The following is a 16008-nucleotide window of genomic DNA, read 5'->3' on the forward strand; positions in this document are numbered from 1 at the left end:
GAAACTTCCACCCGCCCCCGATGATGTCAACGAAGCCGCGAGCCCGCCCGCAACCCTCAACAGCGTAGAGCGCCATGACCGATTTCCGACGCGTCACCGACGACCTGTCCGTGAGCCCCCAGATCCGCGTCGAGGACGTGGAGGAGGCCGCCCGCCAGGGTTTCCGCACAATCATCAACAACCGCCCCGACGGAGAGACGCCGGACCAGCCGCCCAGCCGCGAGATCGAGGCCGCCGCCCAGGCAGCGGGACTGGCCTACTTCCACATCCCCGTCACGGGCGGACCGACGCCGCAGCAGGTGGAGACCACCGGCAAGGTCCTGGCCGACGCCGCCCGGCCGGTGCTGGCCTTCTGCCGGTCGGGCACGCGCTCGATCGTCACCTGGTCCCTCTGCCAGGCCGCCTCGGGCGCGCGGCCGCGGGACGAGCTGGTCGAACTGGGCCGGCAGGCCGGCTACGACCTGTCGGGCGTGCTGGGCGGATGATTCCCTACGTCCGGGAGATCGACGTCGAGTACGGGCGCTGCGACCAGGTCTCGCCGCTGATCCGCCGGGTGATCGCCAACAACCCGGGACCGTTCACCTACGTCGGCACAGGGACCTACATCGTCGGGCGCGGGGAGGTGGCGGTGATCGACCCGGGGCCCGACGATCCGGCGCACCTGGAGGCGATCCTGGCGGCGATCTCGGGCGAGCGGGTGGTCCAGATCCTGATCACCCACCACCATTCCGACCATTCCCCGCTGGCCCGGCCGCTGCAGGCGCGCACGGGCGCGCCCATCGTCGGCTGCGCCGTCGCCGCGCCGGACTCCGAGGACGACGGTCCGCGGATGGAGGCCGGCCACGACGCCGACTTCCGGCCCGACGTCAGCGTCTGCGGCGGCGGCGAGATCGCGGGGGCGGACTGGACGCTCGAGGCGATCCCCACCCCCGGCCACACCTCGAACCACATCTGCTATGCGCTGAAGGAGGAGAACTGCCTCTTCTCGGGCGACCACATCATGGGCTGGTCCACGACGGTGATCACCCCGCCGGACGGCGACATGACCGCCTATCTGCAGAGCCTCGACCGGATCCAGGCGCGCGGGTTCGCGACGCTGTGGCCCACCCACGGGCCGCCGATCCGTGAGGTCGGCCCGTTCATCGACGCCTACAGGGCCCACCGGCAGGAGCGCATCGACCAGATCCTGCAGGCGCTGGCCGCCGGCCCCGGCCGCATCGGCGAGTTGGTTCCCCGGCTCTACGCCGACGTGGATCCGAAGCTGTGGCCGGCCGCCTCGCGTTCGATGCTGGCGGCGATCATCCACCTGGAGCGCGAGGGGAAGGTGCGGAGCGAGGGGCCGGACGGCGTCTACCGCCTGGCCTGATCCCGCCCCGGCCTGGGCGTCAGGCGCTCACCGGCTGCTGCGCTGACGGCAGGACATAGTCCTTCATCTGCTCGCGGATGACCTTCTTGTCGATCTTGCCCGTGGCGCCCAGGGGGATCTCCTGGACGAACACCACGTCATCCGGCGTCCACCACTTGGCGATCTTGCCCTCGAGGAACTTCAGGAACTCCTCCTTGGTGGCCTGCTCGCCGTCCTTGAGCTTGACCAGCAGGACCGGGCGCTCGTCCCACTTCGGGTGCGCCGCGCCGATGACGGCGCAGATGGCCGCCTTGGGGTGGCCCATGGCGATGTTCTCGATCTCGATCGAGCTGATCCATTCGCCGCCCGACTTGATCACGTCCTTGGCGCGGTCGGTGATCTGCATGAAGCCGTGCTCGTCGATGGTCGAGACGTCGCCGGTGTCGAAGTAGCCGTCCTCGTCGAGGATCTGGCCGCCCTCGCCCTTGAAGTACTCGCCCACCACGAACGGCCCCTTCACCTTCAGGCGGCCGAAGGTGGTCCCGTCGTGCGGCAGCACCTTGCCGGCGTCGTCGGTCAGCTTCATCTCGATGCACAGCGGCGGCCGGCCCTGCTTGAGCTTGTAGCGGAGCTGCTCCTCCTCGCTCATGGCGGCGATCTTGGCGTTGGGCGTGCCTTGCGTGCCCAGCGGCGAGGTCTCGGTCATGCCCCAGGCGTGGGTCACGTCGACGCCGAACTCGTCGCGGAAACCGCGCACGATGGCCTCGGGCACCGCCGAGCCGCCGATCACCACGCGCTTGAGGGTGGTGAGCTTGCCCTTGGTGTCGCGCAGATGGGTCAGCAGCATCTGCCAGACCGTCGGCACCGCGGCCGAGAACGTCACGCCCTCGGTCTCCAGCAGCTCGTGGATCGAGGCGCCGTCCAGCTTCTGGCCCGGCATGACCAGCTTGCTGCCGACGGCCGGGCCCGAGAAGGCGATGCCCCAGGCGTTGGCGTGGAACATCGGCACCACCGGCAGCACCACGTCCTTGGCGCTGATGCCCAGCACGTCCGCGCCGAGGGTCACCAGGGTGTGCAGGAAGTTCGATCGGTGGGAGTAGAGCACCCCCTTCGGATTGCCCGTCGTGCCCGAGGTGTAGCAGAGGCCGGCGGCGGTGTTCTCGTCGAAGCCGCCCCATTCGCAGTCGGCCGAGTTCTGCTCGACCAGGTCCTCGAAGCAGAGCGCACCGGGGAAGTCGACGCCCTTCATGCCCTCGCGGTCGGTCATGACCACGAAGTGCTTCACCGTCGGCATCTTGTCGCGGTTCTGCAGGAGGATCGGCAGGAAGGTCAGGTCCGTGAAGAGGACCTTATCCTCGGCGTGATTGATGATGTAGCAGAGCTGGTCGGGGAACAGGCGCGGATTGAGGGTGTGGCAGACCGCCCCGATCCCCATGATGCCGTACCAGGCCTCCAGGTGGCGGGCGGTGTTCCAGGCCAGGGTCGCGACCCGGTCGCCCGGCTGTACGCCCAGCCCCTTCAGCGCGTTGGAGAGCCGCTTGGCGCGCGTGTGCGCCTCGGCGTAGGTCGTGCGCACGATCGGCCCCTCGACCGAGCGGCTCACGATCTCGCGGTCGCCGTGCCACGCCTTGGCGTGGTCGAGGATCTTGTCGACCGTCAGAGGCCAATTCTGCATCAGGCCCAGCATCTGCGCGCTTCTCCCAACTGAACGCTTGTTAGTTGGCTTTACGCTTAGAGAGCCGAGGCGGTTTAGGCAACGCGGCCCGTGAGGCGACGCGTCAGGAAGCCCCGGCTTTCCAGGCCCTTGCGGCGGCGTCGGGGGCGCCCGAGGCGTCGATGCGCCGCCAGCCGATATTGGGGTCGAGCCGCTCGAGCTGTCCGCGCAGGACCTCGACCGTGGCGTCGGAGGCGTCGCCCGTGCGGCCCGCCACCCGGGTCTCCAGCACCTGCGCGGGCGCGTCCAGCCAGATCCCCTCGAAGGGAACGCCGCACTCGACCGCGAGCCGCTCGGCCCTCGAGCGCAGCGCCGGGTCGATGAAGGTGGCGTCCAGCACCACCGCCCGGCCCGCCTTCAGCATGGCCCCGGCGTCGGCGATCATGGCGTCGTAGGTGCGGGCGTAGAACTCGGGCGTATAGGCTTCCGGCGGCATGGCCTGGGTCGGCGGGGCGCCCAGCAGCCGCTTGCGGATCTCATCGGTGCGCAGGATCACCGCGCCGGGCGAGGCGCCCAGCTGCGGCGCCGCGGCGCGGGCGAAGGTCGACTTGCCCGAGCCGGACAGCCCGCCCACCGCCATCAGGACCGGCGGCGGCGGCGAGAGGTGGGCGATCCCCGCCTCCACGTAGGCCCCCGCCTTGGCGTCGTCGCCGCTGTGCGCCTCGACGTGGGCGCGCACGGCGGCGCGGGTCGAGAGCATGAGCGGGAGCGCCGCCAGCCCGTCCCAGAGATCGGCCGGGAAGCTGCGCGCCGCCTCGTCCATGTAGGCCGACAGGACCCGCACGGCCGCGTCCCGCCGGCCGCGGAAGTCCAGGTCCATGAGCAGGAAGGCGACGTCGTAGAGGACGTCCAGGTCCGACAGGAGGTCGTTGAACTCGATGCAGTCGAACAGCACCGGACGGCCGTCCTCCAGCAGGATGTTCCCCAGGTGCAGGTCCCCATGGCAGCGCCGGGCGAAGCCGGTGGCCGCCCGATGGGCCAGCAGGCCCGCCTGCCGCTCCAGCTCGGCCTCGGTCAGCTCGATCAGCCGCTCGACCCGGGCGGGATCGAGGCCGGGGCAGGTCTCGCGCAGCAGCTGGGCGTTGGACCCGACGGTGAAGGCCAGGGCCGTCAGCCCGCCCTGCGGCCGCAGCGGCGCCCGGGCGTGGAAGCCGGCGATCGTCCGGCCGAGGGCCTCGGCCATCGGGCCGTCGACGACCTCGGGGCGCACCGAGAGCACCGCCGTCTCGTCGAACCGGCGCATCTCCAGGACGTGGTCCACCGTCTCGCCGGGCCCGTCGAGGGCGAAGCCGCCATCGGCGGCCCGCGTGATGCGGCGGACGGCGCGGTAGATGTGCGGCGCCGCCGGCCGGTTGAACTCCAGCTCGCGCTCCAGCGCCCACAGCCGGCGGTCGGCGGTGGAGAAGTCCACATAGCCGAGGTTCACGTGCCGCTTCAGCTTGAGCGCGACGTCGCCGGAGAGGAACACCCGGGCGCAGGCCGTCTCGATCGTCCGTTCGGAGCGGCCGGCGAGCCAGGCGGTCAGCTCGGCCTCGGGAACCTCGCTCAAGGAAACAGCCTGCGGGTCGTCCAGCCCTCCCCGGCGCGCTGGAACACCAGCCGCTCGTGCAGGCGGAACGGCCGGTCGCGCCAGAACTCGATCGCCTGCGGCTCGATCCGGAAGCCGGACCAGTGCGGCGGGCGCGGCACCTTGCCCAGGCCGAAGCGCAGGCCGACCTCGGCGATCCGCTTCTCGAGCGCCAGCCGGTCGGTCAGGGGCCGCGACTGGTCCGAGGCCCAGGCGCCCAGCTGGGCCGGCCGCGCGCGGGTGGCGAAATAGGCGTCGGCCTCTTCGTCGCTGACGCGTGTGACCTGCCCGCGAGCGCGCACCTGCCGGCGCAGCGACTTCCAGTGGAACAGCACCGCGGCCTGCGGATTGGCGGCGAGCTGCCGGCCCTTGGCGCTCTCCAGGTTGGTGTAGAAGACGAAGCCGCGCTCATCGACGTCCTTGAGAAGGACCATTCGCACGTCCGGCAGGCCGTCCGCGTCGGCGGTGGCCACCGCCATGGCGTTGGCGTCGTTCGGCTCCTTGGCGACCGCCTCGGCCAGCCATTCGCGGAACAGGGCGTAGGGATCGGCCTCGCTCAGCAGCGGCGGGGGCTCGGCGGCGGTCACCTGGCGGACATAATCGTCCTCCGACGGCGACGGCGGAATGAGGGTCTTGTCGGTCACGGAGGCCATATAGCGCGGCGGAGGCGGGGCCCGCGAGATTTAACCACGCCTTTAACCCTGATGCGCAACCGTGGAGGTCGATGGCACGCCCCCGGTCCGAGATGTCGCTGAAACTGGCGCGCGAGGTGCTGGGCGTCAGTTCGCTCTCGACCCCGGCCGAGGTCCGGCGCGCGTTCCGCGAGGCCGCCAAGCGCGCCCACCCGGACGGCGGCGGCGACGACGGGGCCTTCCGCCAGGTGGTCGAGGCCTACCGCCGCCTGCGCAATCCGGTGGACGACGGGCTGGCCCCGCCGCCCGTGAAGGCGTCCGCTCCGGCGCCCGACCCGCGCCTGACCATCGCGCCGATCACCGCCCTGCTGGGGGGCATCGCCGAGCACCGCCTGCCGGACGGCCGGCTGATCCGCATCACCCTGCCCGCCGGCCTCCGCTCGGGCGACAAGGTCCGCGCCGGCGAGGCGCGGCTGGAAGTCTATGTCCGCGCCGAGGGCGGGGTGCTGGTCCGCGGCCACGACCTGTGGATGACGGCGCACCTGCCGACCGCGACCCTGCGCAAGGGCGGGCGGATCACCCTCGACACCCCGCTCGGCAAGCGCATCGTCTGGATCACCCGCAAGGCGGCCGACCGCGGCCTCGTGCGCCTGGAGGGCCAGGGCCTGCCCGCCCGCGGCCGCCACCCCAAGGGCCACCTGTTCATCCGCCTGGCCCAGACCGCGGGCGCGGCCGACAGCGCCGCGCTGTCCCTGCTTCGCCGCTTCGCCGCCGCCTGGGCTGCGTAGAGTGGGCCGCGTGAGCGGGCCGTTTGTGGCGCTTCCGGGGTTCGGCTAAGGAAGCCCGGCCATGTCGCACAACACCTTCGGCCACCTATTCCGCGTCACCACCTGGGGCGAGAGCCACGGGCCGGCGCTGGGCTGCGTGGTCGACGGCTGCCCGCCGGGCGTCCCGCTGACCGAGGCCGACATCCAGCCCTGGCTCGACCGTCGCCGGCCCGGCCAGGGCAAGTTCGTCACCCAGCGCCAGGAGCCGGACGCGGTCCGCATCCTCTCCGGCGTGTTCCAGGACGAACGGACGACCGCGAAGTTCGGGGGCCAGGTGACCACCGGCACGCCCATCTCGCTGATCATCGAGAACACCGACCAGCGCAGCCGCGACTATTCCGAGATCGCCACCAGCTTCCGACCCGGGCACGCCGACTATCCCTACTTCGCCAAGTACGGGGTCCGCGACTACCGGGGCGGCGGCCGATCCTCGGCCCGCGAGACCGCCGCGCGCGTCGCCGCCGGAGCGATCGCCCGCAAGCTGCTGCCCGGCGTCACCATCCGGGGCGCCGTCGTCCAGATCGGGCCGCATGCGGTGGATCCCGGACGGATCGACTTCTCGGTCACCGGCGACAATCCGTTCTGGGCGCCCGACCCCGAGATCGTCCCGGTCTGGGAGAGGCACCTGGAGCAGGTCCGCAAGGCGGGATCCTCGACCGGCGCCGTGGTCGCCGTGGAGGCAACGGGCGTACCGGCCGGCTGGGGCGCGCCGCTCTACGGCAAGCTGGACGCCGAGCTGGCCGCCGCGCTCATGTCGATCAACGCGGCCAAGGGGGTCGAGATCGGCGCGGGCTTCGCCGCCGCCGCGCTGTCGGGCGAAGAGAACGCCGACGAGATGCGGATGGGGAACGAGGGCCCGCTCTTCCTCTCCAACAAAGCCGGCGGCGTGCTGGGCGGGATCTCCACCGGCCAGCCGGTGACCGCCCGCGTCGCGTTCAAGCCGACCTCCTCCATCCTCACCCCGCGCCGCAGCCTCGACGAGGCGGGCCGCGAGATCGAGCTGCGCACCAAGGGCCGCCACGACCCGTGCGTCGGCATCCGCGCCGTGCCGGTGGTCGAGGCGATGGTCGCCTGCGTCCTCGCCGACGCCTTGTTGCGTCATCGCGCGCAGACCGGCGGCGGCGCCCACGTCTTGGGCGAAAACCCAAAGTCGTGAACCCGACGTTGCAGACAGTTTCTACGCAACGATAGGTCACTGGACTCAACGGTTTAAAGGATAACCTGTTACAGCAACGCCATTGACCGGCGATTACGGCATTCCTATTCAGGCGCGCTCCGCCTTCACCGTTGAAGGCGGGTGGCTGAAGAGGGGCGCCGGTCCACCGTTGCGGTACGACCTGCTCAAGATCCTGCTCGTCGACGACAACCACCACATGCGGGTGCTGTTGGCCGAGATCCTGCGCGCGCTCGGCGTGAAGGACATCTACGAGGCGAACGACGGGGCCGAGGGCCTGCAGATGATGCGCAACCACGCCATCGACATCGTCATGACCGACCTGTCGATGCAGCCGCTGGACGGCATCGACTTCGTGCGGCTGCTGCGCAATTCGCCCGACAGCCCGAACCAGCTCTGCCCGGTCATCATGATCACCGGCCACTCCACCTTCGCCCGGGTGAACGAGGCGCGCGACGCCGGCGTGAACGAGTTCCTGGCCAAGCCGCTGACCGCCCGGGGCGTGGTCGAGCGCATCCACCAGGTGGTGGAGAACGCCCGCCCCTTCGTGCGCACGGCGGACTACTTCGGCCCCGACCGCCGCCGCCGGGCCGATCCCGAGTTCAGGGGCCCCTGGCGCCGCGCCACCGACCCGCAGCGATAGGTCGCGCCCGCCCGCCGCCTTTCCGCCCCGCCGATCGGGCATGATGGCGGAAACGTCGGGGATTCCAGATGATCGTCCAAGCCCTCGCGCGCGCCGGCGCGCTGACCGCCGCCGCGGCCCTGCTCAGCGGCTGCCTGGCGGTCGCCGCCACCAAGACGGCCGTAGGCGTCACCGGCGCCGTCGTCGGCACGGGCGTGAAGGCCACCGGAGCCGTGGTGGGGGCCGTCATCCCGGACGGCGAGAAGGACGACTAGGCCGACACCTGCATCGCGCAGCTCTCGCCGATCGTGGGGCGCGAGACCACGACTCGGGAGAGTCCCGGGAACCTCGGCCTCAGCCGCTCGGCGAAATAGAGGCACAGGTGCTCGAGCGTGGGGCGCTCCAGCCCCGGCTTCTCGTTGAGCAGGCCATGGTCAAGCTCGCCCGCGACGGCCTTCAGCGCCTCGTCCAGGTCGGCCAGGTCGGCGACCCAGCCCACCGGCTCCTGCGGCTGCCCGCGCACGGTGGCCTCCACCTTGAACGAATGGCCGTGCAGGTTCGTGTAGGGGCGGTGCGCCGGCCCCTCGGCGAGGTAATGGGCCGCGTCGAAGGTCGCGGCCTTGGTGATCTCGAAAACGGGTTGGCTCATGGATCAGGGGTCCGGCCGCCGGGCGGTGAGGCCTCAGGCGATGCCGAGGTACTTGTGGGTCTGCACGCTTAAACGCCAGCGCGGATGGGCAAGGCAATAGGCGATCGCCGCCCGGGTGTTCGCCGCGCGGTCCGGGCCGTCCATCGGCTGCAGCAGGAAGCGCTCGAAATCCAGATGCTCGAACCGCTCGGGCAGGGCCTTCTCCTGCGGAAACACCAGCTTCAGCTCCTGGCCACGCGTCTGGACGACTGGCGCATCGGCCTTGGGGCTGACGCAGATCCAGTCGATTCCCGGCGGGACCGGCAGGGTGCCGTTGGTTTCCAGGGCGATCGAAAAGCCGCGGGCGTGCAGCGCCTCGATCAGGGCTTCGTCCACCTGGAGAAGCGGCTCGCCGCCGGTCAGCACGACCAGCCGGTCGTTGGGCCCGCCCGCCCACTGCGCCTCGATCGCCGCGGCGAGCGCCGCAGCGTCCGCGAAACGTCCGCCTCCCGGCCCGTCCATTCCCACGAAGTCGGTGTCGCAGAAGGTGCAGACAGCTTTCTCGCGGTCCTCCTCGCGGCCGGACCACAGGTTGCAGCCGGCGAAGCGGCAGAACACCGCCGGCCGGCCCGCCTGGCCGCCCTCGCCCTGCAGGGTGAGGAAGATCTCCTTGACCGCGTAGCTCATGCGGCGAGTTCGGGGCGGCCTCCCGCCACCCATTCCTCCCAGCCGCGGGCCCGCAGCTCGCACGCCGGACAGTCGCCGCAGCCGTGGCCCCAGGCGTGCAGCTCGCCCCGCTCGCCCCGGTAGCAGGTGTGGCTCTCGCGCACGATCAGGTCCACGAGAGGCTCGCCCCCGAGGCGGCTGGCCAGGCCCCAGGTCTGCGCCTTGGTGAGCCGCATCAGGGGGGTCTCGATGCGGAAGTCCTGCGCCATGCCGAGGTTGAGCGCGCGCTCCATGGCGTCGATCGCGTCCCGGCGGCAGTCGGGGTATCCCGAGTAGTCCGTCTCGCACATGCCGCCGACCAGCACCGGAATCCCCCGCCGGTCGGCCAGGGCCGCCGCATAGGTCAGGAACGCGAGGTTGCGGCCGGGCACGTAGGTGGACGGCAGCCCCTTCTCGGTGATCTCGAACGCCCGCTCCTGCGTCATCGCCGTGCCGCCGATCGCGCCGAAGCCGCGCATCTCGATGAAATGGTCCTCGCCCAGTCGTCCGGCCCAGCGCGGGAACCCGGCCGCAAGCCGCGACCGCACGGCCTGCCGCGCCTGAAGCTCCACGGCGTGGCGCTGGCCATAGTCGAAGCCGACCGTCTCGACCCGGTCGTACCGGTCGAGCGCCCAGGCCAGGCAGACGGAGGAGTCCTGCCCGCCCGAGAAGAGTACGAGGGCCGCGTCGGTCATCGGCCCCATATGGGCCGGAAGCCGCCGAAGGGGAAGCGACGTTACGGAAGGCACGTTGTCTCCGGCGCCACAGTGCATCGCCAACGGCCCCCCTTCCCGGGCGTCACGCAACTGCGTTCGTTGACAGCGGCGTCATCGAGAGCGAGCCTCACCATAGTTGTCGGGGGGACACGCCGCTCTCCCCGCAGCGCGCCTTTCGCGGCGTAACGGCGAACACGGGCCGACAAGAGCCCGGCGCCACTGGGAGGAACATTGATGTTGAAGACTGCGACCCTTCGCGGCTGGCTGGCTGCTGGCGTGTCCATTGGGGCGCTCGCTGCGTTCGCGACCCCGGCCTCGGCCCAGGCCCCCGGCGGGAACGTCATCGAGGAACTGGTCGTCACCGCGCAGCGCCAAGCCGAGGCGCTGCAGGACGTTCCGATCGCGGTCTCCGCGTTCGACCAGAACGCGCTCGAGAAGTCCAAGATCGACGGCGGCCCGAACCTCGTGCTGGCCGTGCCGAACGTGAACTTCTCCAAGAGCAACTTCACCGGCTACAACTTCCAGATTCGCGGCATCGGCACGAAGCTGACGGCGGCGTCCGGCGACGCCGGCACGGGCATCCACCTCAACAACGCCCCGCTGATCGCCAACAACCTGTTCGAGACCGAGTTCTACGACATGGAGCGCGTCGAGGTGCTCCGCGGTCCGCAGGGCACGCTCTACGGGCGCAACGCCACCGGCGGCGTCGTCAACCTGATCACCGCCAAGCCGGTCGACACCTTCCAGGCCAACGCGCGCGCCGAGTACGGCAACTACAACTCCATCAAGCTGCGCGGCATGGTGAACATGCCGCTGGGCGACACCTTCGCCGTCCGCCTGGCCGGCAACTACCTGAAGCGCGACGGCTACGGCGAGAACCTCGCCACCGGCAACGACGCCGACGACCGCGACCTGTGGGCCGCCCGGGCGACGATCTCGTTCACGCCCAGCGACCGCTTCCGCAGCTGGCTGCTGCTCGACCACTTCGAGGAGCACGACAACCGCTCGCGGATCGGCAAGCAGTTCTGCACCAAGGATCCGGGCCCGGCGAGCATCGGCGGGATGGCCTACTCGGCCGACCCGAACCGCGCGCAGATCCAGCGCGGCTTCTTCAGCCAGGGCTGCCTCGAGAGCTCGCTCTACGACCCCAGCGCCCTCGGCACGGTCAACTCCCAGGGCACCCTGGGCGGCCTCTTCGGCTCGCTGGCCGGCTTCCAGACCGGCGATGCGTACGCCGGGAAGGTGCAGACGTCCGACGTGCGGGACATCGAGTCGCTGTTCGACCCGATCTACAAGTCCAAGACCGACATCTACGAGTTCAACGCCGAGTTCGACGTCACCGACAACGTGACCATGAACTGGATGTCGGCCTACACCTTCTACAAGCTGTACACGCGGCAGGACTACAACCGGTACCTGCCGTCGACGACCTTCAACGCCACGCCCAATCCCTGCAACTTCTTCACGGCGCCCTGCCGCACGCCCACCGGGCCGGACGTTCCTGCACCGCTGTACGCCGGCATCTACGGGCTGCTGTTCCCGGGCGGGGTGGTCGGCGATCCGCAGAACGGGCCGCAGAACCGCTTCACGACCAGCGACATCTCGTCGGCCTACACCGAGCAGTGGAGCCACGAGGTGCGGTTCCAGTCGAACTTCGACGGGCCGTTCAACTTCAACGTCGGCGGCCTGCTCACGAAGTACACGTCCACGGGCGACTACTTCGTGATGTTCAACACCGGCACCGGCTTCTACCAGATGCAGAACGCGCTGACCGCCGGCAATCCCGCCGCCGCGAACTGCACGTCTGGGGCCGGATGCGTGGCGATCGACCCCAGCGCCGACCCCACCCGCCTCGGCCACAACTACTACGACAACTACGGGCCCTATAAGCTCGTGTCGTACGCCGCCTTCGGCGAGCTGTACTGGCAGATGAGCGACACGTTCAAATGGACGCTCGGCCTCCGCTACACCGTCGACGACAAGGAGGTTCAGGCCCACGAGACGTCGCTCGGAGAACCGGGCGCCGGTCCGATCCCGATCGGCCTGCGCAAGGTGAAGTTCAAGGAGCCGACCGGACGCTTCGGCTTCGACTGGAAGCCGGAACTCGGCTTCACCGACGACACCCTGATCTATGCGTTCTACGCGCGGGGTTACAAGGCGGGCGGGATCAACCCCTCGTTCAGCCCGGGCGTGGGCATCGTGCCGGTCTCGCCGACCTTCGAGCCCGAGTTCATCGACTCGTTCGAGATCGGCACCAAGAACACGCTGCTCGACGGCACCCTGCAGGTGAACGCGACCGGCTTCATGTATGACTACAAGGGCTACCAGGTCTCCAAGATCGTGAACCGCACGTCGGTGAACGAGAACGTCGACGCCGAGGTGAAGGGCGTGGAGTTCGAGGCCATCTGGCAGCCGCTGCAGGGGCTGCGGTTCAACACCTCGATCGGCTGGCTCGACACCGAGCTGAAGAACGCCCGGTCGATCGACACCTTCGATCGCACCGCCGGCAATCCCAACCTGATCGTCGTGAAGTCGGACGTGGCGTCGAACTGCGTGGTGCCGCTCGCCAACGCCCAGACGGCCCTGGGCGCGTCCAACGCGCTGGGCAGCCCCTTCGTGCTGCTGGGGCTGTGCACGCCGGTGTCCAACGCCGGCGCCGGGACCAACATCCTGGGCTCGGGCGCGATCGCCGCCGGTACGAACGCCTTCGGCGGTCTCGTCTCGGAAGGCGTGGAGCAGGACCTGTCGGGCAACAAGCTGCCGAACTCGCCCGAATGGACCGTCTCGCTGGGCGCCCAGTACACCTGGGTCTTCGGCGACTGGGACGCCACCCTGCGGGGCGACTACTACCATCAGTCCAAGACGTTCGCCCGGATCTACAACTCCGATGCGGACCGGATCCGGTCTTGGGAGAACGTCAACGTCACCCTGTCGGTGAACAATCCCGACATGGGCCTGGAGCTGGGGGCGTTCATCAAGAACGCCACCGACGAGACGGCGATCACCGACTTCTACCTGACCGACGACTCCTCGGGCCTGTTCCGGAACGTCTTCTACACCGAGCCGCGCACCTACGGGGTGTGGATCTCGAAGAGCTTCTAAGCCAGACCTGAAGCCGGGCGACCGGCGGGGGCGGCGGAGCGATCCGCCGCCCTTTTTCTATGCTCGTGCAGAGGGTGTTTTGAGTCGCAGGTATGCCCGTCGGATTTTCGGCAAGACCGCCAATCCCGAGGGCAAGGGGCTTCGCTGACCCGCGTTCAGTTTTGTGCATCGAATTTGAAAGTGCGGTACTTCGGCAACATCGCCGAAAAAGCAGCGCTTGAAACGCCCAGGTTATCGCTGGTGAGTTGACGCTGGCCCGGCCTCCCCCCGAGGGTCCCCGCCCCGGGCGCCTCCCCGCGCCCGCCCACGAGAATCGCAAACGAAGAGGCCGGCGGCGCGACCGTCCGAGCCCGGGAGGACATTCATGTCGCAATCGATCGCCCCGCGGGGCGTGCTCGCCGCCGGCGTCTCCGCCCTGGCGCTCGCCGCGCTGGCCCAGCCCGCGCTCGCCCAGGACGCCGCGCCGCCCGCGGCCCAAGGCGCCCTGCTGGAAGAGCTGGTCATCACCGCCGAGAAGCGCGAGCAGTCGCTGCAGGACGTGCCGGTGGCCGTCTCGGCCTTCACCTCGGAGAAGCGCGACGTCGCCGGCATCACCGGCATCCAGGACTTCGTGAACTTCACGCCCGGCATGAACTACTCGGGCACCGACCGGGTCAGCCTGCGCGGCGCCGGCCGCAACACCTTCTACATCGGCAACGACCCGGGCGTGGCGTCCTACTCGGACGGCTTCTACTCGGCCTCCTCGTCCGAGCTGTTCAAGACCCCGCTGTTCATCGAGCGCACCGAGATCCTGCGCGGTCCGCAGGGCACCCTGTACGGCCGCAACGCCATCGGCGGCGCCATCAACCAGGTCTCCAAGCGCCCGTCGCAGGACTTCGGCGGCGAGATCCGCGCCGGCTACGGCAACTACGACCGCTACCGCATCGAGGGCGTGGTCTCCCTGCCCGTGGCCGACAACCTGCGCTTCAAGATCGGCGCGAGCCACGAGGACCAGAGCAAGGGCTTCATCAAGAACATCGGCCCGGCCAACGACGGCGCCACCATCAAGCGCAGCTACTACGAGGCGCAGATGGAGTACGAGCCGACCGACCGGCTCGAGATCTACGTCCGCTACAACCGCTCGGTCTGGGACGACACCACCGGCGTGGGCGACCGCCTCGCCAACCTGACGACGCCCTACGACACCACCCGCGTGTTCGGCCCGATCGGCCAGCTTCAGGTCAATCCGCAGTTCGGCTACGCGACCCCGAACCCGGGCGTCGCCGATCCGTACGTGATGAACACCAACACGGACGGCTACGGCCAGCTGCGCGGCAACCACGTCGCCACGACCACCATCACCTACGACCTGGGTTTCGCCGACCTGAAGTACATCGGCGGCTTCCAGAAGTATAATTACCAGACGGGCGGGGACTACGATAACACCAGCCGGACCGCGCCGATCACCGGCATCCTGGCGGTCCCGTACTTCCCGACCCAGACCACCGACTTCGACGAGCACAAGTGGTACTACTCGAACGAGGTGAACCTGACCTCGAACGGGGACGGGCCATTCCGCTGGATTCTCGGCGCCTACCAGTACCATGAGAAGTACCGTCAGCGGGTCCAGCTGGCCAACCCGAACCAGGCCCAGCTCGCCCAGCCGTTCACCCTCGCGGGGACGCTGGCCGCGCCGAACCCGAACCGCAACTTCGTCGACAGCCAGGCGGCGCTGAAGTCGAAGGCCTGGGCCGTGTTCGGCCAGGGCACCTACGAGATCAACGACCAGTTCGCCGTGACGGCGGGCCTGCGCTACACCAAGGACAAGAAGTCCGGGAACGAGTTCCAGCGGCTGGTCATCCAGTCGCCGACCATCCTGGGCGGCGCGGTCGCGGTGGACGTCTCCAGCGACATGGATCCGACCACCCCCGGCGTGCAGAACTACCGCACCCTGTCCGACAGCTGGGACGCGGTGACCGGCGTCCTGAACCTGGACTGGACGCCTGACGCTGACACCCTCGGCTACGCCAAGTACAGCCGCGGCTACAAGTCGGGCGGCTTCCTGCTGGGCACCCTGGCGCCCGATCCGGAAGCCGACCAGGAGCAGGTCGACGCCTTCGAAGTCGGCCTGAAGAAGACCTTCGCCGGCCGGCTGCAGGTGAACGCCGCAGCGTTCTACAACGACTACAAGGACCTGCAGCTGAACCTGTCGCAGCTCAACGCGGCGGGCACCTCGGCCTCCAACAACTTCGTCAACGTCGACGCCGAGGCCTACGGTCTGGAGCTGGAGGCGATCTGGCGGCCGATCGAGAACCTCGACCTGTCGGCGAGCTACGGCTACCTGCACACCGAGATCACGAGCGGCTGCTGCTTCTACGACCCGGCGGATCCGGGCGCCCTGGACCCGCGGGCGACGCCGGCGGGCGGCACGGCCAACTCCAACGGCGCGCCGCTGGTGTTCCAGACGCTGGAAGGCTCGCGCATCTACCAGTCGCCGAAGCACAAGTTCGCCGGCAACGCGAACTACACCTTCGATTTCGACGCGGGCAGCCTGATCGTGTCGGCCACCTACACCTGGACCGACAAGACCTACTACCAGCCGTTCAAGAGCGAGGCGAACCGGGTCAAGGCGTACGACGTCACCGACCTGCGCGTGCTGTGGAACGACATCGACGACCGTTACACCGTCATCGGCTTCGTGAAGAACGTCTTCGACAACACGGGCTTCACGTCGAACGGCTCGACGACGCCCACAGCGATCTACGACAGCCCGCCGAACCCGCAGGCCGGTCTCCTGACGCAGACGCGCACGGCGATCACCCGCGGCCTCATCCAGCCCCGCACCTACGGCGTGGAGCTGCAGTACCGCTTCTAGAGTTGGCGCGTTTCCTCCCATAAGCGCCTATTCGGGCGGCGGGCCTCGTCCCGCCGCCCTTTTTTTTGGCCCGGCGCTCCGGACGAGCCGGGGCCATGACGTGCGTTGGGGGCGGACGATCA

Annotated in this window: 14 protein-coding genes; 8 read left to right on the forward strand and 6 right to left on the reverse strand. The window is 69.5% G+C overall.

The window, feature by feature from the left end:
- Nucleotides 1-74 precede the first annotated feature (74 nt).
- Nucleotides 75-485, forward strand: coding sequence for a TIGR01244 family sulfur transferase (locus PHZ_RS15150; protein WP_012523281.1), 411 nt, complete (start codon nt 75-77; stop codon nt 483-485).
- Nucleotides 482-1366 carry an MBL fold metallo-hydrolase gene (locus PHZ_RS15155; protein ID WP_012523282.1) on the forward strand — a complete coding sequence of 295 codons (885 nt, stop codon included), beginning with the start codon at nt 482-484 and terminating at the stop codon, nt 1364-1366. Before PHZ_RS15150 ends, PHZ_RS15155 begins: the two co-directional genes overlap by 4 nt.
- Before the next feature lie 19 nt (nt 1367-1385).
- Here PHZ_RS15155 and PHZ_RS15160 read toward each other — a convergent pair whose 3' ends face one another.
- From PHZ_RS15160 to pdxH, 3 genes are all read right to left on the reverse strand, one after another.
- Nucleotides 1386-3032 (reverse strand): long-chain-fatty-acid--CoA ligase, encoded by a 1647-nt coding sequence (locus PHZ_RS15160; RefSeq protein WP_012523283.1) that lies wholly within the window; start codon nt 3030-3032, stop codon nt 1386-1388.
- Between the two features lie 91 nt (nt 3033-3123).
- Entirely contained in the window at nt 3124-4608 is a 1485-nt protein-coding gene (locus PHZ_RS15165; protein WP_012523284.1) for a bifunctional aminoglycoside phosphotransferase/ATP-binding protein, read from the reverse strand.
- On the reverse strand, nt 4605-5279 hold the full coding sequence (pdxH, locus tag PHZ_RS15170) for a pyridoxamine 5'-phosphate oxidase (RefSeq protein ID WP_012523285.1): 675 nt from the start codon (nt 5277-5279) through the stop codon (nt 4605-4607). Before pdxH ends, PHZ_RS15165 begins: the two co-directional genes overlap by 4 nt.
- Before the next feature lie 71 nt (nt 5280-5350).
- Here pdxH and PHZ_RS15175 point away from each other — a divergent pair, with 71 nt between their 5' ends.
- From PHZ_RS15175 to PHZ_RS15190, 4 genes are all read left to right on the forward strand, one after another.
- Entirely contained in the window at nt 5351-6046 is a 696-nt protein-coding gene (locus tag PHZ_RS15175) for a J domain-containing protein (RefSeq protein WP_012523286.1), read from the forward strand.
- Nucleotides 6047-6107: 61 nt separating this feature from the next.
- Complete coding sequence (aroC, locus tag PHZ_RS15180) at nt 6108-7241, forward strand: chorismate synthase (RefSeq protein WP_012523287.1); 1134 nt, start codon at nt 6108-6110, stop codon at nt 7239-7241.
- A gap of 169 nt (nt 7242-7410) precedes the next feature.
- Nucleotides 7411-7902: a response regulator gene (locus PHZ_RS15185; RefSeq protein WP_012523288.1), complete on the forward strand. Its 492-nt coding sequence runs from the start codon at nt 7411-7413 to the stop codon at nt 7900-7902.
- Nucleotides 7903-7970: 68 nt separating this feature from the next.
- Nucleotides 7971-8156 (forward strand): NF038104 family lipoprotein, encoded by a 186-nt coding sequence (locus PHZ_RS15190; RefSeq protein WP_041373594.1) that lies wholly within the window; start codon nt 7971-7973, stop codon nt 8154-8156.
- Here the strand turns inward: PHZ_RS15190 and PHZ_RS15195 are convergent.
- Genes PHZ_RS15195 through queC form a run of 3 tightly spaced genes read right to left on the reverse strand, consistent with a single transcriptional unit; the run spans nt 8153 to nt 9918 of the window.
- On the reverse strand, nt 8153-8530 hold the full coding sequence (locus PHZ_RS15195; RefSeq protein WP_012523289.1) for a 6-pyruvoyl trahydropterin synthase family protein: 378 nt from the start codon (nt 8528-8530) through the stop codon (nt 8153-8155). The two genes, PHZ_RS15190 and PHZ_RS15195, sit on opposite strands and share 4 nt — an antisense overlap.
- 33 nt (nt 8531-8563) lie before the next feature.
- Complete coding sequence (gene queE / locus PHZ_RS15200) at nt 8564-9196, reverse strand: 7-carboxy-7-deazaguanine synthase (protein ID WP_041373595.1); 633 nt, start codon at nt 9194-9196, stop codon at nt 8564-8566.
- On the reverse strand, nt 9193-9918 hold the full coding sequence (gene queC / locus PHZ_RS15205) for a 7-cyano-7-deazaguanine synthase QueC (protein ID WP_012523291.1): 726 nt from the start codon (nt 9916-9918) through the stop codon (nt 9193-9195). Before queC ends, queE begins: the two co-directional genes overlap by 4 nt.
- Before the next feature lie 246 nt (nt 9919-10164).
- Between queC and PHZ_RS15210 the strand changes: the two genes are divergently transcribed.
- On the forward strand, nt 10165-13032 hold the full coding sequence (locus PHZ_RS15210) for a TonB-dependent receptor (RefSeq protein ID WP_012523292.1): 2868 nt from the start codon (nt 10165-10167) through the stop codon (nt 13030-13032).
- Between the two features lie 364 nt (nt 13033-13396).
- Nucleotides 13397-15886 (forward strand): TonB-dependent receptor, encoded by a 2490-nt coding sequence (locus tag PHZ_RS15215; RefSeq protein WP_012523293.1) that lies wholly within the window; start codon nt 13397-13399, stop codon nt 15884-15886.
- The last annotated feature ends 122 nt before the right edge of the window (nt 15887-16008 follow it).

The organism is Phenylobacterium zucineum HLK1, from assembly GCF_000017265.1.
Classification (GTDB): Bacteria; Pseudomonadota; Alphaproteobacteria; order Caulobacterales; family Caulobacteraceae; genus Phenylobacterium; species Phenylobacterium zucineum.

Bases quoted from the DNA above. Each gene is read 5' to 3' on its own strand.
- pdxH (WP_012523285.1), bottom strand. From the start codon at position 5,279: ATGGCCTCCGTGACCGACAAGACCCTCATTCCGCCGTCGCCGTCGGAG.
- aroC (WP_012523287.1), top strand. From the start codon at position 6,108: ATGTCGCACAACACCTTCGGCCACCTATTCCGCGTCACCACCTGGGGC.
- PHZ_RS15160 (WP_012523283.1), bottom strand. From the start codon at position 3,032: ATGCTGGGCCTGATGCAGAATTGGCCTCTGACGGTCGACAAGATCCTC.
- queC (WP_012523291.1), bottom strand. From the start codon at position 9,918: ATGGGGCCGATGACCGACGCGGCCCTCGTACTCTTCTCGGGCGGGCAG.
- PHZ_RS15175 (WP_012523286.1), top strand. From the start codon at position 5,351: ATGGCACGCCCCCGGTCCGAGATGTCGCTGAAACTGGCGCGCGAGGTG.
- PHZ_RS15195 (WP_012523289.1), bottom strand. From the start codon at position 8,530: ATGAGCCAACCCGTTTTCGAGATCACCAAGGCCGCGACCTTCGACGCG.
- PHZ_RS15190 (WP_041373594.1), top strand. From the start codon at position 7,971: ATGATCGTCCAAGCCCTCGCGCGCGCCGGCGCGCTGACCGCCGCCGCG.
- PHZ_RS15215 (WP_012523293.1), top strand. From the start codon at position 13,397: ATGTCGCAATCGATCGCCCCGCGGGGCGTGCTCGCCGCCGGCGTCTCC.
- PHZ_RS15210 (WP_012523292.1), top strand. From the start codon at position 10,165: ATGTTGAAGACTGCGACCCTTCGCGGCTGGCTGGCTGCTGGCGTGTCC.
- queE (WP_041373595.1), bottom strand. From the start codon at position 9,196: ATGAGCTACGCGGTCAAGGAGATCTTCCTCACCCTGCAGGGCGAGGGC.
- PHZ_RS15155 (WP_012523282.1), top strand. From the start codon at position 482: ATGATTCCCTACGTCCGGGAGATCGACGTCGAGTACGGGCGCTGCGAC.
- PHZ_RS15150 (WP_012523281.1), top strand. From the start codon at position 75: ATGACCGATTTCCGACGCGTCACCGACGACCTGTCCGTGAGCCCCCAG.